Raw genomic sequence first — 23,589 nt, 5'->3', positions numbered from 1 at the left:
TCGCGAACAAGTTCGCTCCCACGGCCTTCGGCCAGAATCAAAAGAACTTGTGTATAACGCTAAGCGCGGAGCATGGGCACGATAGGTGTTCTTGCGATCAACGCTCGTTCCTCACGCTCTCAAAGAGCCCGGAAAACAGGGCTTTCAGGCTTCTGCCCGCAGGGCGTGGGAGCGAACTTGTTCGCGAAGACGGTATTTCAGACGAAGCATTTTCGGTGATGACACAGGCCCTTTGATGCCGAGCCCTTCGACGGTGGTGACGTAGCCATCTCGCCGCTCCAGTGCGCTGAAGTCGCCCGCGACGCTGTTCTGTACGAACGCCATGCGGCGATAGCCTTTGGCGTGTAGGTAGCGGGCAGCCGTCACGCCGACATCGTAGTGAGAGAAACCGATCTGGATCGGGCTGCGCTCGGGTTGATGGTCCCAGGTTTCGATCACCGGAATGTCGGTCTGCCCGATCATTTTTTCGGTGGCGTCGCTGTGGAAGCGACTGGTCAGCACCAGCGCTGCCGGAGACCAGCCCAGAAAGGCCCGCACTGCGCTTTCTTCCTGTTCGGCGGAAAAGTAGCTGGAGGCCAGCAACAACTGGAAACCGTGCCGACTCAACGTGTCGCTGAAGCCCTGAATGGTGTTGGCGAAGATCGGCCCGGAGATATTGGGAACCACCATCGCCACCACTTTGTTACGCGCCGACGCCAGACCGCCTGCGGCCAGATTAGGCACGTAGCCCAGCGTATTGACCGCTGCTGCGATGCGCTCGCGCAACTCCGGTGATACCTGCTCCGGCTGATTGAAATAACGCGAAACGGTAATGGCCGACACCCCCGCGTGACGGGCCACGGCGGTGATGGTGACCCGGCCTGCGCCTCGGCGTTTGCGTGTCACGGGTTTCTCATCGGCCATGTTTGATCACTTCGCATAAAAGTAAAAAGAATATAAAACTAATTTTTCAGTATTGGACGATCTATCAGTCGATTCTCGATACTGGCGATGTTAGCGCTAACAAAGATGGTTGTCTGCTACTCGCCACCGCGAATGCCCGGACCCGGTTTAGCCAGCACGAATAGGCGCCAGTGCGTACCGCACTGTCGGATCAGGGCATATTTCAGGCAGGCACGCAGATGCACACAACACGTGGAGACGGCGTCAGACACACACTTCTGGCGCACGCTATCGATCAGGCTCATGTGGCGCGGGGGCGTCGTTATGGCTGGTTGCTGATGGGGCTGACAGCCATGCCTTGGGTTCCGGTCATGGCGGAGACTGACGCTGCGCAAAACGCTGAGACCGTGGCGCTGGAGTCCGTCACCGTGACGGCCACGCGCCGTGAAGAATCGCTGCAAAAAGTGCCGGTCGCCGTCTCGGTGATTCAGGGCGAACAACTGGAGCGGGACAACCGCAATGGCGTCGCCAGCCTTGTGCAGCAAGTGCCGTCGCTGAACTTCCGCACGGGCGCTTCCAACAAGGACACCTCGCTGTTCATTCGCGGTGTCGGCACCATTTCCACCTCGCCGGGCGTCGAGCCGACCGTGGCGACCGTGATCGATGGCGTGGTGTATGCGCGTCCGGGTCAGGCCACGCTGGACTTGCTCGACCTCGAACGCATCGAAGTGCTGCGCGGCCCGCAAGGCACGCTGTTTGGCAAGAATGCGTCGGCCGGTGTGCTTAACGTCACCACCAAGGCACCGACCGAAGCGACTCACGGTTATATCGACCAGTCGTATTACAGCGGCAACGAAAGCCGCACCCGGTTCGGCATTGGTGGCAGCCTGATTCCGCAGACCCTCAAAGGCTCGATCACCACGCTGTTCGGCAGTTACGACGGCAACGTCGACAACACGCTCAATGGTCAGGAGGTCAACGGCTACAACCGCAAAGGCGCGCGCGGCAAGCTGGAGTTCACGCCCAACGACGACATAACCTTCACCCTCGCCGCGGACTACATGCAGTCTCACGATGACGCGCCCAACGGTGTGGTCAGCAAGGCGCTGACCCCGGCGTTCGCCAGTGCGCTGTCGCCGGTGCGCGCCGACAGCGACAATCGAAACGTGGTCAGCGACTACCGCAGCCATGTCGAAGACGTCAACAAAGGCCTGTCCGGCCAGCTCGACTGGCAACTGGGCGATTACACCCTGACGTCCATCACCGCCTGGCGTGGCTGGGACAACACGCAGTATCAGGATGGCGACCGCCTCGGCACCGTCACGGCTGCGTTTCCCGGCACGGAAGACAAGGGCGATCTTGAGTTCAACCAGTATTCCCAGGAGCTGCGGCTGGCGTCGCCAAAAGGTCAGTTTGTCGAGTACGTCGGCGGCCTGTTCTACATGCACGGCAAGAGCGACGAAACCTATCAGCGCACGCTGATCACGCCGACGACTCAGGACCGTGGCGTTGCGGATTACACCACCACCACCGACAGCTACTCGGTGTTTGGCGAAACCACCTTCAATTTCACACCTGATTTCCGCGCCATTGCCGGTGCGCGCTGGACCCATGATGATCTGGAATACGATCACCGCCGGGTGTCGACATCCGCGACCACCGTCAGCGGTATTCAGCCGGCAACCAGCAGTTCGGGTTCGGTGGACGAAGACGGCAAGTCCGGGCGTCTCGGTTTGCAATACGACCTGAGCGACAGCGTGATGACGTACATCACCTATTCGCGTGGCTACAAGGGGCCGGCCTATAACGTGTTCTTCAACATGCAGCCGCGTGATACCCAGGCCCTCAAACCGGAAACCTCGAACACCTGGGAAGTCGGCGTCAAAGCCACCACCTGGAACAATCGCCTGACCACCAACCTGGCGGTGTTTCACAGCGATTACGACAACTATCAGGCGAACTTCTTCGACAGCGTCGCCGGGCAGGTCGTGACGCGATTGATCAACGCAGGCAGCGTCAGCACCGAAGGTGTCGAGCTGGATTACGCATTGCAGGCCACCCACAACCTGAAGTTTTCCGGCGCGCTGTCCTACACCCGTGCGCGGATCGACACGTTTGCCTGCCCGGCCGGTGCAGCGGCGTCGTGCAATGTCGATGGCAAGACCTTGCCCTACAGCCCGGACTGGAAAAGCTACGTTCGCGCCGATTACACCATCCCGCTGGACAACGGCCTGGACATCGAACTGGGCACCGATTACAGCTGGCAGAGTGAAGTGCAGTACGACATCAGCCAGAACCCGGACACCAAACAGGGTGCCTATGGCATCTGGAATGCCAGCGTGGCACTGGCCGACTACAACAGCGGCTGGCGCGTGGCGCTGCTGGGTAAAAACCTGGCCGACAAGTCCTACTCACCGATGCTGGCGACGGGCGGCAACTACGTTTACCGGTCCGTGCCACGTGATGACGAACGTTATTTCGGCGTGCAGCTGCGCAAGGATTTTTGAGTCGCTGCCCGCAGCTACACAGTAAGGAGTGAGGCATGAGCACGACTGCTCGACAGATGAAACTGGGCGCTTTTCTGATGGCCACCGGGCACCACGTTGCGGCCTGGCGTCACCCGGATGTGCCTGCGGACGCCGGACTGGATTTCAAGCACTACCGGCATTTGGCCAAGGTGGCGGAAGCGGCGAAATTCGATACGTTGTTTGTGGCAGACAGCGTGGCTGCAGCGACCGGCGATATCGCCAGTCGCATGGCACGTTCGGATCATTTCGAGCCGCTGACGCTGCTCTCGGCGTTGAGCGCCGTGACGGACCACATCGGCCTGATTGCAACGGCGACCACCACCTACAACGAGCCGTACCACGTGGCCCGCAAGTTTGCCTCGCTGGATCATCTGTCTGGTGGCCGGGCAGGCTGGAATCTGGTGACGTCGGATGCCGCCGCCGAGGCGCAGAATTTCGGTCGCGCCGAACATGTCGGCCATGCCGAGCGCTATAGCCGGGCGCGAGAGTTTCATCAGGTGGTGACTGGCCTTTGGGACAGCTGGGCAGACGACGCCTTCACCCGTGACAAGGCCAGTGGCGAGTATTACAACCCGGCCAAACTGCATGTGCTGGATCACGTGGGTGAGCATTTCAGCGTCAAAGGCCCGCTGAACGTGGCGCGCTCGCCGCAGGGTCAGCCGGTGGTGGTGCAGGCCGGTTCCTCGGAAGTCGGCCGCGATCTGGCGGCACAGACGGCAGAAGTGGTGTTCACCGCGCAGACCTCGCTGGCCAGTGCTCAGGCGTTCTACGCCGACATCAAGGGCCGTTTGAGCGCTTACGGGCGTGACGCCGATTCGCTGAAAGTCATGCCCGGCGTGTTCATCGTCCTGGCAGAAACCGAAGCGCTGGCGAAGGCGAAATTCGAGTCGTTTCAGGACCTGGTCGAGCCGCAAGTGGGCGTCGCGTTGTTGGGGCGCATGCTGGGCAATTTTGACCTGTCGGGCTACCCGCTGGACGGCCCGTTGCCCGAGCTGCCGCTGACCGACAGCGGCCAGCGCAGTCGACAAAAACTGCTCACTGAGCTGGCTGATCAGGAAAACCTGACCCTCGCACAATTGGGGCGACGGATCGCCGGTGGGCGAGGGCACTACAGCCTGATCGGCACACCTGCTCAGGTCGCCGACGAGCTGCAACGCTGGTTCGAACAAGGCGCAGCGGACGGCTTCAACGTGCTGGTGCCGCATCTGCCGGGCGGTCTGGAAGACGTCGCGCAATGGCTGGTGCCGGAGTTGCAGCGGCGCGGGCTGTTTCGTACTGAATATGAAGGCACCACGTTGCGCGAGAACCTGGGGCTGCAGCGGCCCGTTTATAGATTTTGATTGTGACCGTGCATTCATCGTTACACACAAGTCCGCTCTGGATTCTGGCCGAAGGCCGTGGGAGCGGACCGGGCGACGCTTCGTTTGTCCGCGAAGGGGTCGTGACATCCGCTGAAGATGTATCGCCCGGAATAGAGCTTTCGCGAACAAGTTCGCTCCCACGCCCTGCGGGCAGAATCAAAGGCAGATTTGTGTATGGCAATGGCTTTAGGGCCTAGACCACTGAATTAAAGGATTACCCATGAAACCATTCACTTTCATCGCTGCCATTCTGGCGTTCAGCGGCTTGCTCAATACAGCCTCTGCCGACGAGCCCGACACCCTGCGCATCGGCTACCAGAAGGGCTCGATCACACTCGTGCTGGCCAAGGAAAACGCTCTGCTGGAAAAGCGTTTCCCTGATACGGCAATCAAATGGATCGAGTTTCCCGCCGGGCCGCAGATGCTTGAAGCGCTGAACATCGGCAGTCTGGACATCGCCTCGACCGGCGACATCCCGCCGATTTTCGCTCAGGTGGCGGGTGCGGACCTGGTCTACATCGGCACGGAACCGTCCAAGCCGCACGCAGAAACGATACTGGTGCGTAACGAGAGCCCGCTGCACAGCGTCGCTGACCTGAAAGGCCGCAAGGTCGCCCTTCAGAAAGGCTCCAGTTCCCACAACGTGTTACTGCGCCTGCTGAACAAGGCCGGTCTGACGTTCAAGGATATCCAGCCGATCTACCTGACCCCGGCCGATGCCCGTGCCGCGTTCGAGAACGGCAGTGTCGATGCCTGGGCGATCTGGGACCCGTATTACTCCATCGCCATGAGCGAAGGCCACAGCCGTCTGCTGGCCAATGGCGAAGGGTTGGGGTTGTCCGGACCGTTCTATACGGCGCGCCGGGCCTTTGCCGAGAAAAACGCTGCGTTCGTGCAGCAGGTTCTCGACGAACTGACGGTGGCCGACGGGCTGGCTCGCTCGCATCGCACTGAAAGCATTCAGACCCTGGCGCGTAGCATGGGGTTGTCCGAAGCGGTGATCACTCAGTATCTTGACCACCGGCCTGTATCGCCCAGCCTGCCGATTACCGCCGAGATCGTGCGTGCGCAGCAGGCGACCGCTGATCTGTTTTACGACAACCACTTGATACCCAAGCGGGTCGACATTCAGCAGGCTGTCTGGCAAAAGCCATGATTGCGCGTGCGATCAGATACCTTCTGTTCGCCAACGCAGTGAAGACGCCTCGAGTATCCCCAGACAAGAGAGGATTCAATGACCTACATCGCTGCCGAAAATCGTTACGAAGACATGCCTTATCGCCGTACCGGCCGCAGCGGGCTGGTGCTTCCGGCATTGTCGCTCGGCTTGTGGCACAACTTTGGCGACAGCACCCCGATCGACACCCAGCGCGCCATGCTGCGCACGGCGTTCGATCTGGGCATCAACCATTTTGACCTGGCCAACAACTATGGCCCACCCTACGGCAGCGCCGAGATCAACTTTGGCCGCCTGCTGCGCGAAGACTTCAAACACTACCGTGATGAACTGATCATCTCCAGCAAGGCAGGCTGGGACATGTGGCCGGGGCCTTACGGGCAGGGCGGTGGCTCGCGTAAATACGTGCTTGCCAGCCTGGACCAGAGCCTGCAACGCATGGGGCTGGATTACGTCGATATTTTCTATTCCCACCGCTTCGACCCGGACACCCCGCTGGAAGAAACCGCCAGCGCGCTGGCCACTGCGGTGCAGCAGGGCAAAGCGCTGTATATCGGTATCTCGTCGTACTCCGGCGCCAAGACGCGCGAAATCGCTGCACTGCTGAAAGAGTGGAAAGTGCCGTTGCTGATTCACCAACCGGCTTACAACCTGCTCAATCGCTGGGTTGAAAAAGACCTGCTGGAGGCCACCGAAGAGCTGGGTGCGGGCGTGATTGCCTTCACTGCGCTGGCGCAGGGGCTGCTGTCGGACAAATACCTGAACGGCGTGCCCAAGGATGCACGGGTCAATCGTCCGGGCGGCGGTTCCTTGCAGGCGTCGCACTTGTCCGAGCAGAACATCGCCCACGTGCGCGCCCTGAATGAAATCGCTCAGCGTCGCGGTCAGAGCCTGGCGCAAATGGCCCTGGCCTGGACCCTGCGAGATCCACGCGTGACGTCCGCGCTGATCGGCGCCAGCCGCCCGGAGCAGATCATCGAGAACGTTGGCGCGCTGAAGAACCTAGCGTTCAGCCCGGAAGAGCTGGCCGAGATCGACAGCTTTGCGGTGGAAGGCGGGATCAACCTGTGGGAAAAGCCATCGCTGGCTGAGTGATACGTTATGCACAAACCTGACTGACGCTCACCGCGCAGCAGACAGCGTAATACTCAAGTCTGCTTTTGATTCTGGCCAAAGCCCGTGGGGGCTAACGGGTTCGCGAAAGGGCCGGTGCATTCTCCGAACTGCATCGTCTGAACTACCGCCTTCGCGAACCTGTTTGCTCCTACGCCCTTCGGGCAGAAGCCTGAAAGCCAGATAGCGCTGAGTCAACGAGAGCTACTCAGCCCTCATCCGCCTCGTCGTCATCCCCGCCATCGACCTTCATGCCCAGCTCCTTGATCTTGCGGGTCAAGGTGTTACGGCCCCAGCCCAACAGCACCGCAGCGTCGCGGCGGCGGCCGGCGGTGTGTTTGAGGGCGGTTTCGATCATGATCCGCTCGAACGTCGGCACCGCGCTGTCGAGCAAGCTCGACTGACCGCGAGACAACGCCTGATCGGCCCACTGACGCAATGCCTGTTCCCAGTTGGTGACCGGTGCGGCGTCTTGCGGCAGGCTGAGCAGTTCCGGTGGCAGGTCGCTGATATGCACTTCGCGGCCTGAGGCCATGACCGTGATCCAGCGGCAGGTGTTCTCCAGTTGACGAACGTTGCCCGGCCACGGGAGATGCTTGAGGTATTCCTCGGTCTCGGCCTTGAGCAGTTTCGGCTCGACGGAAAGCTCTTGCGCAGCGCGGCTCAGGAAGTGCCTGGCCAGGGTCGGAATGTCTTCACGACGGTCCGACATGCGCGGGATGTGGATGCGGATCACGTTCAGACGGTGGAACAAGTCCTCGCGAAACTTGCCGGCCTGCACGAGGGTTTCCAGGTTCTGGTGAGTGGCGGCAATGATCCGCACGTCCACCTTGACCGGCGTATGACCGCCGACCCGATAGAACTCGCCATCAGCCAGCACTCGCAGCAGCCGGGTCTGGGTGTCGGCCGGCATGTCGCCGATTTCATCGAGGAACAGCGTGCCGCCGTCAGCCTGTTCGAAGCGTCCGCGACGCAGGTTCGCTGCGCCGGTAAAGGCTCCTTTTTCATGGCCGAACAGCTCTGACTCCATCAGGTCCTTGGGGATCGCCGCCATGTTCAACGCGATGAACGGCGAAGCCGAACGCGGGCTGTGGCGGTGCAGGGCGTGGGCGACCAGTTCTTTACCGGTTCCCGACTCACCGTTGATCAAGACGGTGATGTTGGAATGACTCAGACGCCCGATGGCACGAAACACTTCCTGCATCGCAGGCGCTTCGCCAATGATTTCAGGCGTGCGGGTCAGCGTCGGGGCGACGTCCAGGCCTTGCTGCTCCTGAGCATGCTGGTTGGCTCGCTTGACCAGCGAGACTGCTTCATCGACGTCGAAGGGCTTGGGCAGGTACTCGAAAGCACCGCCCTGATAGGACGCCACCGCGCTGTCCAGGTCCGAATGGGCGGTCATGATGATCACCGGCAAGCGCGGATGCTGCTCACGAATCCGCGCCAGCAGGTCCAGGCCGCTGGCGCCGGGCATGCGAATGTCGGAAATGATCACGTCCGGTTGCTGACGGGCCAGACGGCTCATCACCCCGTCGGCGCTGTCGAAGCTCTGTGTGGTCATGCCTTCCTGTTGCAAGGCCTTTTCCAGTACCCAGCGGATGGAACGATCGTCGTCTACGATCCAGACAGTTTCACTACGGCTCATGTCGAAGCTGCTCCTTGTTCCAGCGGCAGGAAGATCGAGAATGTGGTGTGGCCGGGATGGCTGTCACACTCGATCAGGCCCTGGTGCTGGCTGATGATGTTCTGGGTAATGGCAAGTCCGAGCCCCGTGCCATCCGGGCGCCCGCTGACCATCGGGTAGAAAATGGTTTCCTGAAGCTCGGCCGGAATGCCGGGGCCGTTGTCGATGATTTCGATCTTGCTCACCAGTCGGTGGCGTACATGCCCGATGGTGAACTGGCGCATGGCGCGGGTTCGCATTGTGATCCGGCCCAGACGCAGTTCGTTCTGGCCGCTGATGGCCTGCATCGCGTTGCGCACGATATTGAGCACGGCCTGAATCATTTGCTCGCGGTCGATCAACACATCGGGAATGCTTGGGTCGTAGTCACGCACCAGCGTGATGCAGCCCTGGCTTTCGGCCTCGACCAGGCTGCAGACCCGTTCGAGTACTTCATGCACGTTGGTCATGGCCAGCAATGGCAGTTTGTTGGAGCCCAGCATCCGGTCGACCAGATTACGCAGCCGGTCGGCTTCTTCGATGATGACGTTGGTGTAATCCTTGAGGCTTTCTTCCGGCAGCTCGCGGGCCAGCAATTGTGCGGCGCCGCGAATCCCGCCCAGTGGATTCTTGATTTCGTGAGCCAGGCCGCGCACCAGCATTTTGGTGGTTTCCTGCTTGGACAGCTGGGCCTCTTCCTTGGTGATGCGCAGCAGCCGGTCACGCGGATGCACTTCAAGCAGCAACAGGGTATCGCCCTTGCTGAGGATCGGCGTCACTGCGTAGTCGACGGTCAGGGTCTGGCCGGTCAGTGCGGTGAGCATCGCTTCGCGCTTGGTAAAAGGGTGTGCCTGTTCCACTGCCTGACGCAGTGAACTCAGTGCTTCAGTCGACTCGGTGAACAGTTCGCTGATGAATTGCCCATGGCTGCGCTGACCGCTGATGGCCAGCAGCATTTCCGCCGCCGGGTTCATGTACTCAAGTCGCAGGTCGGCGTTGAGCAGAATGGTGGCAGTTGTCAGGTTATCCAGTAACAGTCTGTGCAGCGCGTCGCTGATAGTCATGAATCGTGTTGACCTCTTTTGGCACATTGCAGTCGCGCAATGCTGGTGCTGGTTGGTCTGCGCCAGCAGGAGCAAAGCCACCAATACGGTGCTGTACCGGTGAAGTTGCAAAAAACAAACCAAGGCTCCGAAAAGAAGCGTTTTATCTGCAAAGACAGGTCATTTTTCGCAGGCGTGCCCGCATACAGCGCCACCTGTGGGGGCTTTCTGAACCAAACTGGGCTGTATTGTTGCGCAGGTGGCCGATTTGCGCACCAAAAAGGTGCTTGCATGTTGGCGCGTGTCAGAGGAAGGGGATGAGGCTGCTTTTCGGTTCGGGTTTGTCCTTGAGTGGGCACTCCGGGCGGACCCCGAAATCTTCATCCTTGCATGGCCGTGTGGCGCGTTTTTGCGCCAGCGACATGCGCTGCAAGTGGAAGGGCTGGTTGGGCGTCTTCTCCAGAACGCGGCCGAGCTCATCGAAAATCTCTACGGAAAGCTGATGCGTGCCACGGTCTACGTTGCTCAGCGGGAAAACCGGACTGCGTCCGGGCTGGCCCACGGGAATTCCGTCCAGCAACAGCCGATAACTGTGGCCCGGCTGTAACGCGGGATCGCTGGTGACGGTCACGATCAGGTCTCCGCTGGGGACACTGAGCGCAGCGTCCGGCTCCGGCACCAGAATTCTCAGCAATTGATAATGAAACATCGGTTGCTGCTCGGGTTTGGCCGGGCGGGCTTTCAAGGTGCGGGTCGGTGGCGTGCCGGTCATGTTGTTGCTGGGCGGGATATCAACACGTGTGGCGTTCTTGCGCGGCTGGTCGGTGAACACCCGGTTACCCTGCGCATCGATGTAGGTGTAGACGTCGGCCATCGCCGGCAGCGCCGACAGCCCTAGCAGGCAGATCAGCAGGCCGCGCAGGGTAAGCCTGTTCATGGTTTGCCGAGGCTGACGCGCTGGATGGTCAGCGTGATCGTCTCGCTCTGCTGGATGATCCGCTCGCCATCCTTCACCACCACCGCAAAGCTGTGTTCACCGCGATCGATATTGACCACCTGAAAGCGCGGCAGGTTGGAGGGTTGCCCGTACAGGTTGCCGTCCAGCAGCAATTGCAGGCGGTGGTTCTGTTGCAGCCGCGGATGGATCTTTACGCCAATGATAAAGGTGCCGTTGTTGGCGCGTAACGCCTCATCAGCGGGCAGGTCAGTCAGCTCCAGTACGTCGTAGGCCGTCTGTGGCTGCTGTTGAGCAGGCGCCGAAGCGGGAGGCGATTGCGGTGCGCTGTTGACGACCGGTCTCGGTGGCGCCTGGGTTTCGATGCTGTTGAGCGGCGGTAATTCGACCACTTCGGTCTTGGTGCCGTTGGGCGGTTGATTGCTGAACGCGGTGTTGCCGTTGGCATCGGTGTACTTATAGATCTGCGCCAAGGCAGGCAGGCTGATCAACAGCAGCAGGCAAATCAGGCTTTGACGCATGAGACTCTCGACGACAAGGGGCACGAATGGCCGTCAGCATAGAACACATCGCTCTATGCTGCGCTATCCGCCTGATGTGTCAGAGTTTTGCCGAGCATAGATCGGCGGTGGCCATGACCAGCGCCTGATCATGAATCTCGTCGGTCTGATAGCGCTTCAGCGCGGCGTCCAGCTGGATCTTGCAGTTTTCGGTTTTGCGCAGTGGCTGGAAGTCGGCATAGGCCTGCAGCAGTTGAGTCTGCAGCCGGTCGAGTTTCGGGCGAATGTCGTCTACCAGGCTGAGCCTGACCGTATCGGGCGCCTTGCCCGCTGCGTGCCACTGCGCGAGCAGGGCATTCTGTACCTGTTTGTTGGCTTCTATCTGCGCCCGGAACAGGCGCTGGACATCATTGGGGTCCAGTTTGAATTCGGCCGCGCGGGCCTGTGCGGCGAGGATGACTTGCTGCTCGCGGGGCGGGTCTTCGACGGCCTTGCCGCTGTCCCATTTGCTCAGGGCGACCTGGTCCGCGATGGACAGGCGCTCGCTGATCGCTTGCAGCAGCGGCTCGATGGTGGAGGGTTTCTGCTCGGCGGCAAACGCGAAGCAGGAAGACATGCACGTCAGAGTCAGCAGGGAAGTGGCCAGAAGCAGGCGCATGGCGGTTCCATCTCGGATCGGTTGGGAAGGTGCAGATTTAACTCCAGGTCACCGACCGGAACCAGTGGCGCAGGGTGAACAAAACTTCACGCTGGGAATGACGGGCAAAAAAAGACCTCCCGAAGGAGGTCTCTTGTCACGCCATCAAGGGATCAGCAGCTGTAGTACAGCTCGTATTCCAGTGGGTGTACGAAGGTGCGAACGCGGATTTCTTCTTCGCTTTTCAGCTCGATGTAGGCATCGATGAAGTCGTCGCTGAATACGCCGCCCTTGGTCAGGAACGCACGGCCCTTGTCCAGCTCTTCCAGAGCTTCTTTCAGGCTGCCGCAAACTTGTGGAATCTCTTTGGCCTCTTCAGGCGGCAGGTCATACAGGTTTTTGTCAGCAGCGTCGCCAGGGTGGATCTTGTTCTGGATGCCGTCCAGGCCAGCCATCAACAGGGCAGCGAATGCCAGGTACGGGTTAGCCGCTGGATCCGGGAAGCGTGCTTCGATACGACGGCCGCGTGGGCTGGAGACGTAAGGAATACGGATCGACGCGGAACGGTTACGGGCCGAGTAGGCCAGCATGACCGGCGCTTCGAAGCCCGGGACCAGACGCTTGTAGGAGTTGGTCGACGGGTTGGTGAAGCCGTTCAGGGCCTTACCGTGCTTGATGATGCCGCCGATGAAGAACAGGGCGGTGTCGGACAGACCGGCATAGCCTTCACCTGCGAAGGTGTTCTTGCCGTCTTTGGAGATCGACATGTGTACGTGCATACCCGAACCGTTGTCACCGTACAGTGGCTTCGGCATGAAGGTCGCGGTACGGCCGTAAGCGTCGGCAACGTTGTGTACGCAGTACTTCAAGGTCTGAACTTCGTCAGCCTTTTTAACCAGCGTGTTGAATTTCACGCCGATTTCGTTCTGGCCGGCAGTGGCCACTTCGTGGTGGTGAACTTCCACGATCTGGCCCATTTCTTCCAGTGCGTTGCACATGGCGGTACGGATTTCGTGGTCGTGGTCGACCGGTGGCAGTGGGAAATAGCCACCTTTGACGCCCGGACGGTGACCCTTGTTGCCGCCGTCGACGTCGCCGTCAGTCATCCACGAAGCCTGTTCGGAGAAGATCTTGAACATCGAACCGGAGATGTCGGACTTGAACTTCACTTCGTCGAACACGAAGAATTCTGGCTCAGGGCCTACGAAAACGGTGTCGCCGATACCGGTGGACTTCAGGTATTCCTCGGCACGGTGGGCAATGGCGCGTGGGTCGCGGTCATAGCCTTGCATGGTCGAAGGTTCGATGACGTCGCAGACCAGAATCAGGGTCGGCTCTTCGGTGAACGGATCGAGAACGGCCGTTTCATCATCCGGCAGCAGGATCATGTCGGAGGCTTCGATACCTTTCCAGCCAGAGATGGAGGAACCGTCGAACATTTTGCCGACTTCGAAGAAGTCGTCTTCCAGTGCATCGCGCGCAGGCATCGTGACGTGCTGCTGCTTGCCCTTGGTGTCTGTGAAGCGCAGATCAATCCATTTAACGTCATGATCTTTGATGAGTTGAACCGACTTCGACATGGTGTCCTCCGGGTGGCTAGGGACCGACTTGGTAGAGTTTTGGTCCCTTGAAATGTGGTGGTGCCGGCGCGAATACTCTGCCAAGGCAACCTGCCTCACAAGGGAGCAATTTGCATGCCAGTGCCCCGTGTTGGGTTTTTTGCCTCAAAGGCGGGTTTTCAGGGGGCGAAAACGCGTCTGACAGGAAAATAGCGCACCGTAATGGCGCTTCAAAATGGTGCGTCGACTCTTTTTGGTGCGTGCGTGATCGCGTGTACGATAACTGGTTAAACACTGAGCAATTTCCGCTATAATCCGCGCCCCCCTTTTTTGGTCGGCACCTCACGCACCGTTTCCATGAAACTAATCGTTAAAGTTTTCCCAGAAATCACCATCAAAAGCCCGCCGGTGCGCAAGAAATTCATCCGGCAACTGGGCAAGAACATTCGTACCGTGCTCCGGGAACTGGACGCGGACATTGTCGTGGGTGGCGTATGGGACAACCTTGAGGTCGAAACCCGCCAGACCGACCCCAAAGTGCTGCAGGGCATCAGGGATCGGCTGAGCTGCATGCCGGGTATCGCCAACTTTCTGCAGGTGGCCGAGTACCCGCTGGGCGATCTGGACGACATCGTTGCCAAGTGCAAACTGCACTACGCCGACCTGCTGCCGGGCAAGATGTTTTCCGTGCGTTGCAAGCGCGCCGGACGACACGATTTCAGCTCGATGGATGTCGAGAAATACGTCGGCAGTAAGCTGCGGATGCAATGCGGCGCGGCCGGAATCGAGCTGAAAAAGCCCGATCTGGTCGTACGAATGGAAATTCGCGACCAACGGTTGTTTGTGGTTCATGACCAGCATCAGGGCATGGGCGGTTACCCGCTCGGGGCGCTGGAGCAGACGCTGGTATTGATGTCCGGCGGGTTCGATTCGACCGTGGCGGCCTACCAGATCATGCGCCGCGGCCTGATGGCGCACTTCTGCTTCTTCAATCTGGGCGGGCGTGCCCATGAACTGGGCGTGATGGAAGTTGCGCACTTTATCTGGAAGAAGTACGGCAGCTCGCAGCGGGTGCTGTTTGTCAGCGTGCCTTTCGAGGAAGTTCTCGGAGAAATTCTGCAGAAAGTCGATAACAGTCATATGGGTGTAGTTTTGAAGCGTATGATGTTACGCGCTGCATCTGCCGTGGCTGATCGTCTTGAAATCGACGTTCTGGTCACGGGCGAGGCGATTTCGCAGGTCTCCAGCCAGACGCTGCCGAACCTGTCGCTGATCGACTCGGCCACCGACAAGCTGGTCTTGCGACCGCTGGTTGCCAGCCACAAGCAGGATATCGTGGACCTGGCGACTGAAATCGGCACCGCTGATTTTGCCCGGCACATGCCAGAGTATTGCGGGGTGATTTCGGTCAACCCCAAGACCAACGCCAAGCGTAATCGCGTTGAGTACGAAGAAAAGCAGTTCGACATGGCGATCCTCGAGCAAGCGCTCGAGCGCGCGAAGCTGGTTTCGATCGATCGGGTGATCGACGATCTGAGCCGCAATGTCGACATTGAAGAAGTCAGCCAGGCATTGGCCGGCCAGGTCATCATCGACATCCGTCACCCGGATGCCCAGGAAGACCAGCCGTTGCAAGTGCCCGGCGTGGAGATACAGACGTTGCCGTTCTACGCATTGAATAGCCGCTTCAAGGCACTGGATGACACGCGCCAGTACCTGCTGTATTGCGACAAAGGCGTCATGAGTCGCCTGCATGCTCACCATTTGCTCAGTGAGGGGCATGCCAATGTGCGCGTTTATCGACCGAGCTAAGTGCCCGGGGCTGTTTGCCTGTGGCTTGCGTCACCGGCCCCCCGACACCAGTCGTCATGCCGTAACGGCTTTTGCCGACTCGAAATAGTAATCGCTGTCCTTAAACAGTCAGCAGACCGAATCCTCTGATCGAGATACACAAGTGATCGAAAATCTACGTAACATCGCCATCATTGCTCACGTTGACCATGGTAAGACCACCCTGGTAGACAAACTCCTGCGTCAATCCGGCACTCTGGAGCGCGGCGAGCTCAACGACGAGCGCGTGATGGACTCCAACGACCAGGAGAAAGAGCGCGGTATTACCATTCTCGCGAAGAACACCGCGATCAACTGGAATGGCTACCACATCAACATCGTGGACACCCCGGGCCACGCCGACTTCGGTGGTGAAGTAGAGCGCGTGATGTCGATGGTCGACTCCGTGCTGTTGCTGGTCGATGCTCAGGACGGCCCTATGCCGCAAACCCGTTTCGTGACCAAGAAGGCTTTCGAAGCCGGCCTGCGTCCAATCGTGGTTATCAACAAGGTTGACCGTCCAGGCGCGCGTCCGGACTGGGTTCTGGATCAGATCTTCGACCTGTTCGACAACCTGGGTGCTACCGAAGAGCAACTGGACTTCCAGGTCGTTTACGCCTCGGCCCTGAACGGTATTGCCGGTCTGGCTCACACCGACATGGCTGAAGACATGACCCCGCTGTACCAGGCGATTGTCGATCACGTTCCTGCTCCAAAGGTTGACCGTGACGGCCCGTTCCAGATGCAGATCTCCGCACTGGACTACAACAGCTTCCTGGGCGTCATCGGTGTTGGCCGTATCGCTCGCGGTCGCGTCAAGCCGAACACGCCGGTGGTTGCCATCGACGTCAACGGCAAGAAGCGTAACGGCCGTATCCTGAAACTGATGGGTCACCACGGTCTGCACCGTATCGACGTTGAAGAAGCAGCGGCCGGCGACATCGTCTGCATCAGCGGTTTTGACCAGCTGTTCATCTCCGACACCCTGTGCGACCCGCTGAACGTTGAAGCGATGAAGCCGCTGACCGTTGACGAGCCAACCGTTTCGATGACCTTCCAGGTTAACGATTCGCCGTTCTGCGGCAAGGAAGGCAAGTTCGTCACCAGCCGTAACATCAAGGAACGTCTGGACAAGGAACTGCTGTACAACGTTGCTCTGCGCGTTGAAGAAGGCGACACCGCCGACAAGTTCAAGGTCTCCGGCCGTGGTGAGCTGCACCTCTCGGTACTGATCGAAACCATGCGTCGCGAAGGCTTCGAAATGGGTGTCGGTCGTCCAGAAGTGATCATCCGCATGGTTGACGGCGTCAAGCACGAACCGTACGAAAACGTCACCATCGACCTGCCTGAAGAAGCGCAGGGCGCGATCATGGAGCAAATGGGTAACCGTAAAGGCGACCTGACCAACATGGTTCCGGATGGCAAAGGCCGTGTGCGCCTTGAGTACAACATCCCGGCACGTGGCCTGATCGGTTTCCGTAACGAGTTCCTGACCCTGACTTCCGGCGCAGGCATCCTGACCAGCATCTTCGACCGTTACGACGTGATGAAGTCTGGCGACATGTCCGGCCGTCAGAACGGCGTTCTGGTTTCGGTTGCTACCGGCAAGGCGCTGACCTACTCCCTGGAAACACTGCAAGCCCGTGGCAAGCTGTTCCTGGGTCATGGCGAAGACGTGTACGAAGGTCAGATCGTTGGTATCAACAGCCGCGACAACGACCTGGGTGTGAACCCTACCAAAGGCAAGAAGCTCGACAACATGCGTGCTTCCGGTAAAGACGAAACCATCGCACTGGTTCCGCCTATCCGTTTCACTCTGGAACAAGCGCTGGAATTCGTACAAGAAGACGAACTCTGCGAAGTGACGCCAAAGTCGATCCGCCTGCGTAAGAAAATCCTTGGCGAAAGCGAGCGTACTCGCGCTGCCAAGAAGTCGGGCAACTGAGTCATCAGTTAGTCGGCTAGACACAAAAAACCCGGTCGCGAGACCGGGTTTTTTTATGCCTGCCATTTATGCCCTCTGGCATCCGCCAGTGCGGCGGCATTTACTTTGAACGTCCACCTACGGGCGCCAGCAGCAGTTCGATGCGTTGCTTGCGAATGCCGTCGGCGGCGGCTTCAGCCAGGGCGGTGTCGGTGATGATGGTGTCGAATTGGTCCAGCCCGGCCACCTTGTACATGCCGAAGGTGCCGTATTTCGAACTGGTGGCGACCAGGACGGTTTGCGAGGCCGATTGCATGGCGGCCTGCTTGACCTCGACCTTCAGCGCCGAAGGCGTGGTGGTGCCACGTTGCAGGTCCCACGAGCTGGTGGACATAAACGCCACGTCGGTTGCCAATTGTCGCAACGTTGCAGCGGCCAGGCCGCCAACGCTGGAGCGGTTCGGGTGATCGAGCAGCCCGCCAGTGTGAATAACGTCTACGTGTGCCGCATCGGCCAATGCGTTGACCACGCCGAAGTCGTTGGTCACCACGGTCATGCCGGACAGCGCAATAATGTGCGGCACGATTTCCAGCGTGCTGGTGCCTGCGTCCAGATAAATCGTCATGTCCGGGTGCAGCAAACCGGCTGCCAGCCTCGCCATGCCTTGCTTGTGCGGCAGCTCGACCACCGCTTTCGATTGGTGGCTGGGCTCGCTGTGTACCTGGCTGGCGATACGCGCACCGCCGGTTACCGAATAGGCCCGACCTTCCTGCTCCAGCACGGCGATGTCGCGGCGGATGGTCATGTGCGAGCAGTCGAACATCTCCATCAGCTGATGAACGCTGAGCACTTGATGCTTGCGCAACTGACGCAGCATCAGCTCCCGGCGCTGATCGGGAATCATAGGTGTACCGCCGGAAATGGCGATCTCCTCTTCAGTGGACATTCGTACTCCTGTACCTCAATGAGCCGCCCCAGGCAGCAGGCGGTCCGCGCATCTTAGCCAATCGCCTCGGCAATGGAAGCGGCGACCGGGCTTTTTTGCGCGGTTCGGCTCATCTTTGCAACAGTCAGTGCTCAGCTCATCCAGTTGCCACCGTCCACGTTGTAGGTCTGGGCCACCACGTATTCGCTGTCGGCCGAGGCCAGGAAAATCGCCATGCCGGTCAGGTCATCCGCCGTGCCCATGCGCCCGTACGGCACCTGCTCGCCCACCAGCTTTTTCTTTTCGCCCAGTGGCCGGTTTTCATAGCGGGCGAACATCGCGTCGACGCCATCCCAGTGTTCGCCGTCCACCACGCCCGGTGCGATGGCGTTCACATTGATGCCGTGGCGGATGAGGTCCAGCCCCGCCGATTGCGTCAGGCTGATCACCGCGGCCTTGGTCGCGCAATACACCGCCACCAGCGCCTCGCCTCGACGACCTGCCTGGCTGGCCATGTTGATGATCTTGCCGCCGTGGCCCTGAGCAATCATCTGCTTCGCTGCGGCCTGCAAGGTAAACAGCGTGCCCGCGACATTGATTGAAAACAGTCGCTCGTAGCTGTCGCGGGTGATATCGACAATCGGTGCCAGATCGAACAACGCGGCGTTGTTGATCAGGATATCCAGCTTGCCGGTCTGCGCTACCACCGCGGCGACGGCCTGATCGATGGACGCCTGATCCGTCACGTCCATTCTGACGGCATAAGCGTTCGGTCCTAGCTCAGCTGCTGTGGCCTGCGCACGCTCCAGATTGATATCAGCAATCGCTACGCTGGCGCCTTCGCGAATGTAGGCCTGCGCAAACGAGCGCCCGATGCCCCGCGCCGATCCGGTGATCAGCGCGCTTTTGCCTTCAAGTCGATTCATGGGTTCATCATCCGTCCAATAAGTGTGAGGGCTGCCGGGTTACTTCGGATAACCGGCGCGTTTCATCTCGCGTTCGGTAACGGCCTGTGCGGCAGCGAGCGCCTGCTCGGTCGTGGTCTGTCCAGTCACCGCCGCAGAGAACAGCTTGCCGACCGAGGTGCCGATTGCCTGAAACTCCGGAATGGTCACGTACTGGATGCCCACGTAAGGCACCGGCTTGGCTGAAGGTTGCGCGGGATCAGCGTGTTGCATCATCTGCAGCGTAACCTTGGCGAACGGCGCGGCCTTGAGGTAGGCCTCGCTGTACGTGGAGGTCCGGGTGCCGGGCGGTACATTGGTGATGCCATCGGTCTTGGCGACCAGATCGATATAGTCTTTGGACGTTGCCCAGGTGATGAACGCTTTGGCGGCGTCCTTGTGCTTCGAAGTGGCCGGTATCGCCAGCGACCAGGCGTAAAGCCATGAGGAGCCTTTGTCGGTCACTTCAACCGGCGCAGGTGCGAAGCCGACGCTGTCGACCACCTTGCTTTGCTCTTTGTCGGTGGTGAAGGAGCCTGCCACGCTGGCGTCCACCCACAGCGCGCATTTGCCGCTATTGAACAGCGCAAGGGTTTCGTTGAAGCCATTACTCGACACGCCCGGCGGGCCGTACTTCTTGAGGGTATCGACGTAGAAGTTGGCGGCTTTGGTCCATTCCGGGCTGGTCAACTCGGGTTTCCATTGCTCATCGAACCAGCGCGCGCCGAACGCGTTGGCCATCGTGCTGAGCAGCGCAATGTTTTCACCCCAACCGGCCTTGCCGCGCAGGCACATGCCGTAAATACCTTTGTCGGGCTGATGAAGCTTCGCCGCGAACTCGCCCAGTTGCGTCCAGGTCGGGTGCTCCGGCATGCTCAGGCCCGCCTGCTTGAACAGATCGGTGCGGTAGTAAGTGATCGTGCTTTCGCCATAAAAGGGCAGGGCGTAAAGGGTGTCTTTCACCGACAGGCCCTGACGTACCGAGGGAAAGATATCTTCCAGATCGTATTCAGGTGAAAGCCCGGTGACCGGCTCCAGCCATTGTTTCGCGCCCCACAGCGGGGTTTCGTAAGTGCCGATGGTCAACACGTCGAACTGGCCGCCCTGTGTGGCGATGTCGGTGGTCAGGCGCTGACGCAAGACGTTCTCTTCCAGCACCACCCAGTTGAGTTTGATCTCAGGGTGCTGCTGTTCAAAGATTTTCGACAGGCGCTGCATGCGGATCATGTCGCCGTTGTTCACGGTCGCGATGGTCACGGTGTCGGCGGCCTGACTGGCCAGGCTGATGAGGGCGACAGACACGCCTGCGGACAGGAAAAGCGCTTTGTGAATGTTCATCGTAGTGCTCTCCACTCCGCGCCTTGCACGGCGGGAGCTATTGTTTTTGTTGTTGACCACGGCTGGGAGGCCTTGGTGGACAGCCCGATTACAGCAGCCCGTGCGCAGCCGGACAAACGCAGCAAGAACACCGGACTGATACTTTTTTAACCGAGGCCTGCCCGGCTGTCTGAAATCAAAAAAGTATCAGCCTCGGGTCAGGCGCGAACTAGCACTCGCTGATCGGGAAAGCGTATGTTTACCTGTCCGCAGAGCCTTCATAACGATAAAAGGGGCATCCAGTGCCTGACAGCCGTACTGCCTTGTTCGAGCAGCGTCCCGCCGAGCTGGAGGTCATCCTCCCGCAGCCTGACCATTGCTTTCGCTGGTATGAGCATGACTATCCCTACGCGTTGGCGCGCTGGAATCACCACCCGGAATTCGAAATCCATCTGATCCGCCAAGGCAGCGGCAAGCTGGTGGCCGGGGATTACATCGGTGAATTCAGTGCAGGCCATGTGGCACTGATCGGTCCCGATCTGCCCCACGACTGGATGGGTGACCTGGCCCCCGGTGAGCACCTGGCCGGGCGTGACGTGGTCTTGCAATTCGACGGTGCAGCGCTGCTGGCACTGCGCGCTACGCTGCCGGAACTGGGTGACTTGCAGCACCTGTTCGAGCAGGCGCGTCGCGGGCTGGAGTTTTCCGGTGCAACGGCGCTACAGGCGGCGCAACTGCTGGAAAGGATCGGCCCGGCCCAAGGGCTGGAGCGGCTGATTCTGTTCCTGCAACTGGTCAACACGCTGATGAAAGCACCCGCGCAGGAGGTGCGTCTGCTGGCCAGCGCCTGGTATGCCCCCACCCTCGATGCGCGCAGTTCAGAGCGGATCAACAAAGCGTTCGATTACCTGCTTACAGAGCTGACCAGTGATATCCGGCTTTCGGTGATCGCACGACGACTGGACATGAGCGATCCGGGCTTCTCACGGTTCTTCAAACGAACCACCGGCCACTGCTTCATTGACCTGATGCGCAAGTTGCGAATCCAGCGGGCTTGCCGGTTGCTGCTGCAAAGCGAGATGTCGGTGTCGGACATCTGTTTTGAGGTCGGCTACGCCAACCTGTCCAACTTCAACCGGCACTTTCGTGTGGAAATGCAGCAGACGCCCAGTGATTACCGGCGTGCTGCTGCATTGGTCTGATCAATGGTCTGTCGGTTCTTTTGCCTGTGGTGAACGGGTGACGGCATGCACCAGCTTGCCGATTGTCAGCCCCTGCAAGAGAATCGACAGCAGCACCACAATGTACGTGATGCTCAGCAGCAGGTCGCGTTCCGGTCCGGTGGGCAAGGCCAGCGCCAGGGCCACCGAGACGCCGCCGCGCAGGCCGCCCCAGGTCAGAATGCGGATCGTGCCGTGCGGCACCTTGCGCCAGCGACGCAGCAGCAGAATGGCCGGTGCCACGGTGACAAAACGCGAGAGCAGAATCGCCACGGCCAGCAGGCTGGCGGCGATCAAGTGCTGCCACGAGAACGGCAGCAGCAACAGTTCCATGCCGATCAGCGCGAACAGCAGCGCATTGAGCATGTCATCCAGCAATTCCCAGAAACCGTCCATGTAACGACGGGTCATGTCGTTCATGGCCAGATTGCGGCCCATGTTGCCGATAATCAAACCCGCCACCACCATCGCAATCGGGCCTGAGACGTGCAGCTCCGTGGCCATGGCCGAGCCGCCGATGACCAGCGCCAGGGTCAGCATGACTTCGATCTGGTATTGCTCGATGCTCTTGATCATCAGGTACACGGCGTAGCCGATCAGCCCGCCGAACAGCACGCCGCCAATCGCTTCGTGGACGAACAACAGCGCGGTTTCGCCGACCGTGGGCGTCTCGCCCAGTTGCGCAATGCCCAGCAGCACCGTGAACACCACCACCGCCGTACCGTCGTTGAACAGCGACTCACCGACAATAGTGGTCTTCAGAGGCTTGGACGCATTGGCGGTCCGCAACACGCCGAGCACCGCAATCGGGTCGGTGGGCGAGATCAGTGCGCCGAACAGCAGGCAGTACAGCGGGCTGACATGCCAGCCGAACAAGGCAAAGATCCAGTAGGCCAGCGCGCCAATGACAGTCGTCGCGATCAGCACGCCGAAGGTCGCCAGCAGGCCGATGGGCCAGCGGTAGTTCTTCAGATCACCGAGGTTGACGTGCAGCGCTCCGGCGAACAGCAGGAACGACAGCATCCAGTTCATCAGCAAATCGCCGAAGTCGATCTGGCCGATCAATTGTTGAACGCGATCTTCCAGGCCGGGGTAGCCCAGAAAACTCAGCCCCTGCAGAAGCAACGAGAACATCAGCGCAGTGACCATCACGCCAATGGTGGGAGGCAGACCGATAAAACGATAGTTCACATAGGTCAGCAGCGCAGTGAGGCAGATAAAACCAGCAGCGAGTTCAAGCATCCGTCATTCCAAAATCCGTGATTGCAGTTTCTCGATCGCCGTAACCGAGACTGTGTTGGATGGACCCGAGCGGCCTCCAGACACATGGCGATACGACATAGCGGGTCTGCGTTGACCACGCAAAGACGGTGATGTTGCAAAAAAGGCGGGAATAAACGGTCAGGCGGTTGGTGAGCAGCATTTTCAGCGGGCAAGAAACGAAAAAAAATCAGCCCGGAGGATGGTCCGGGCTGATGGGATTTAACGCTGGGTGGCCTCCCTGGCAGGTTCAGAATCATTGGCTGTTTCTGCACCCGCTCAGGACCTGATACTGCACAGTGTTCAGCTTGCCTTTGGAGTCCTCGTAGGTCATCAGTTTTGGCATCACGGCACAGGTCTGCAGGTCCGGGGATTTGCGGATGACCTTGGCGACGTCCAGCTTCATTCCGTACTTATACTCTTTGATCTCCGGCATGGGTTTGTTATGGATGGCGGCGTATTTCTGTACGCTGGCCTGGTGCTCTTTTATCACCGTGGTGGCTTTGACTTCATCCGTGGTGTAAGCGAAAGCACTCATGGGCGACAGGATAGCCAGGGCAAGTAACAACGATTTAGCAGTGCGCATTTTCTGTGTCTCCGTTTGAAGGTGGCTTAACCTTAACAAGCCGACACTAACCGGAAAGTGGCTGAAACATTACAAATCGGTTATCTCGCAGGTGTCAGCTTTCTAACAGTATTGTCATTGTCCGCTCACCTTCCTGTTAGTTATCCCGGCGTAAGCTTGTTTCAT

Annotated in this window: 18 protein-coding genes and 1 pseudogene; 7 read left to right on the top strand and 12 right to left on the bottom strand. The window is 59.5% G+C overall.

The window, feature by feature from the left end:
- Positions 1–230 precede the first annotated feature (230 nt).
- Positions 231–903: pseudogene (locus BW686_RS14910) on the bottom strand (LacI family DNA-binding transcriptional regulator); the annotation flags it as partial.
- A gap of 170 nt (positions 904–1,073) precedes the next feature.
- On the opposite strand from BW686_RS14910, the gene BW686_RS14905 reads away from it, so the two are divergent.
- The 4 genes from BW686_RS14905 (at position 1,074) to mgrA (ending at position 7,043) form a co-directional block, all read left to right on the top strand.
- Entirely contained in the window at positions 1,074–3,389 is a 2,316-nt protein-coding gene (locus BW686_RS14905; protein ID WP_086934818.1) for a TonB-dependent receptor, read from the top strand.
- 35 nt (positions 3,390–3,424) lie between these two features.
- Positions 3,425–4,750, top strand: coding sequence for an LLM class flavin-dependent oxidoreductase (locus tag BW686_RS14900; RefSeq protein ID WP_084918061.1), 1,326 nt, complete (start codon positions 3,425–3,427; stop codon positions 4,748–4,750).
- Between the two features lie 241 nt (positions 4,751–4,991).
- Positions 4,992–5,927, top strand: coding sequence for a sulfonate ABC transporter substrate-binding protein (locus BW686_RS14895; RefSeq protein ID WP_084918059.1), 936 nt, complete (start codon positions 4,992–4,994; stop codon positions 5,925–5,927).
- A 78-nt stretch (positions 5,928–6,005) separates the two neighbouring features.
- Entirely contained in the window at positions 6,006–7,043 is a 1,038-nt protein-coding gene (mgrA, locus tag BW686_RS14890) for an L-glyceraldehyde 3-phosphate reductase (protein ID WP_084918056.1), read from the top strand.
- A 226-nt stretch (positions 7,044–7,269) separates the two neighbouring features.
- Here mgrA and ntrC read toward each other — a convergent pair whose 3' ends face one another.
- The 6 genes from ntrC to glnA all read right to left on the bottom strand — a co-directional run bounded on the left by ntrC (position 7,270) and on the right by glnA (position 13,439).
- Entirely contained in the window at positions 7,270–8,706 is a 1,437-nt protein-coding gene (gene ntrC, locus BW686_RS14885; protein ID WP_005896211.1) for a nitrogen regulation protein NR(I), read from the bottom strand.
- Positions 8,703–9,788 carry a nitrogen regulation protein NR(II) gene (gene glnL / locus BW686_RS14880; RefSeq protein WP_084918053.1) on the bottom strand — a complete coding sequence of 362 codons (1,086 nt, stop codon included), beginning with the start codon at positions 9,786–9,788 and terminating at the stop codon, positions 8,703–8,705. Before glnL ends, ntrC begins: the two co-directional genes overlap by 4 nt.
- 283 nt (positions 9,789–10,071) lie before the next feature.
- On the bottom strand, positions 10,072–10,704 hold the full coding sequence (locus BW686_RS14875) for a DUF4124 domain-containing protein (protein ID WP_084918050.1): 633 nt from the start codon (positions 10,702–10,704) through the stop codon (positions 10,072–10,074).
- A complete protein-coding gene (locus tag BW686_RS14870) occupies positions 10,701–11,243 on the bottom strand; it encodes a DUF4124 domain-containing protein (RefSeq protein WP_084918048.1) in 543 nt (180 codons plus the stop codon). Before BW686_RS14870 ends, BW686_RS14875 begins: the two co-directional genes overlap by 4 nt.
- A gap of 79 nt (positions 11,244–11,322) precedes the next feature.
- Positions 11,323–11,880 (bottom strand): chorismate mutase, encoded by a 558-nt coding sequence (locus tag BW686_RS14865; RefSeq protein ID WP_084918046.1) that lies wholly within the window; start codon positions 11,878–11,880, stop codon positions 11,323–11,325.
- 152 nt (positions 11,881–12,032) lie between these two features.
- On the bottom strand, positions 12,033–13,439 hold the full coding sequence (gene glnA, locus BW686_RS14860) for a glutamate--ammonia ligase (RefSeq protein ID WP_084918044.1): 1,407 nt from the start codon (positions 13,437–13,439) through the stop codon (positions 12,033–12,035).
- Positions 13,440–13,775: 336 nt separating this feature from the next.
- Between glnA and thiI the strand changes: the two genes are divergently transcribed.
- Positions 13,776–15,230, top strand: a complete 1,455-nt coding sequence (gene thiI / locus BW686_RS14850) for a tRNA uracil 4-sulfurtransferase ThiI (protein ID WP_084918039.1) — start codon at positions 13,776–13,778, stop codon at positions 15,228–15,230.
- Positions 15,231–15,372: 142 nt separating this feature from the next.
- Complete coding sequence (gene typA / locus BW686_RS14845) at positions 15,373–17,193, top strand: translational GTPase TypA (protein WP_084918037.1); 1,821 nt, start codon at positions 15,373–15,375, stop codon at positions 17,191–17,193.
- Positions 17,194–17,293: 100 nt separating this feature from the next.
- Here the strand turns inward: typA and BW686_RS14840 are convergent, their stop codons facing one another.
- From BW686_RS14840 to BW686_RS14830, 3 genes are all read right to left on the bottom strand, one after another.
- A complete protein-coding gene (locus BW686_RS14840; RefSeq protein ID WP_084918034.1) occupies positions 17,294–18,118 on the bottom strand; it encodes a DeoR/GlpR family DNA-binding transcription regulator in 825 nt (274 codons plus the stop codon).
- Between the two features lie 131 nt (positions 18,119–18,249).
- Complete coding sequence (locus BW686_RS14835; RefSeq protein WP_084918032.1) at positions 18,250–19,023, bottom strand: L-iditol 2-dehydrogenase; 774 nt, start codon at positions 19,021–19,023, stop codon at positions 18,250–18,252.
- 39 nt (positions 19,024–19,062) lie between these two features.
- Positions 19,063–20,379, bottom strand: coding sequence for an ABC transporter substrate-binding protein (locus BW686_RS14830; RefSeq protein WP_084918030.1), 1,317 nt, complete (start codon positions 20,377–20,379; stop codon positions 19,063–19,065).
- 281 nt (positions 20,380–20,660) lie between these two features.
- Between BW686_RS14830 and BW686_RS14825 the strand changes: the two genes are divergently transcribed.
- Positions 20,661–21,560 carry a helix-turn-helix domain-containing protein gene (locus BW686_RS14825; protein ID WP_084918027.1) on the top strand — a complete coding sequence of 300 codons (900 nt, stop codon included), beginning with the start codon at positions 20,661–20,663 and terminating at the stop codon, positions 21,558–21,560.
- Here BW686_RS14825 and BW686_RS14820 read toward each other — a convergent pair whose 3' ends face one another.
- Both BW686_RS14820 and BW686_RS14815 read right to left on the bottom strand, forming a co-directional pair.
- On the bottom strand, positions 21,561–22,820 hold the full coding sequence (locus BW686_RS14820; RefSeq protein ID WP_084918025.1) for a cation:proton antiporter: 1,260 nt from the start codon (positions 22,818–22,820) through the stop codon (positions 21,561–21,563).
- 274 nt (positions 22,821–23,094) lie between these two features.
- Complete coding sequence (locus BW686_RS14815; RefSeq protein ID WP_084918023.1) at positions 23,095–23,424, bottom strand: DUF2790 domain-containing protein; 330 nt, start codon at positions 23,422–23,424, stop codon at positions 23,095–23,097.
- Positions 23,425–23,589: the final 165 nt, after the last annotated feature.

This window comes from Pseudomonas syringae, from assembly GCF_002157375.1.
Taxonomy (GTDB): Bacteria; Pseudomonadota; Gammaproteobacteria; order Pseudomonadales; family Pseudomonadaceae; genus Aquipseudomonas; species Aquipseudomonas syringae_T.
This window is presented reverse-complemented; position numbering and strand designations above follow the sequence as displayed.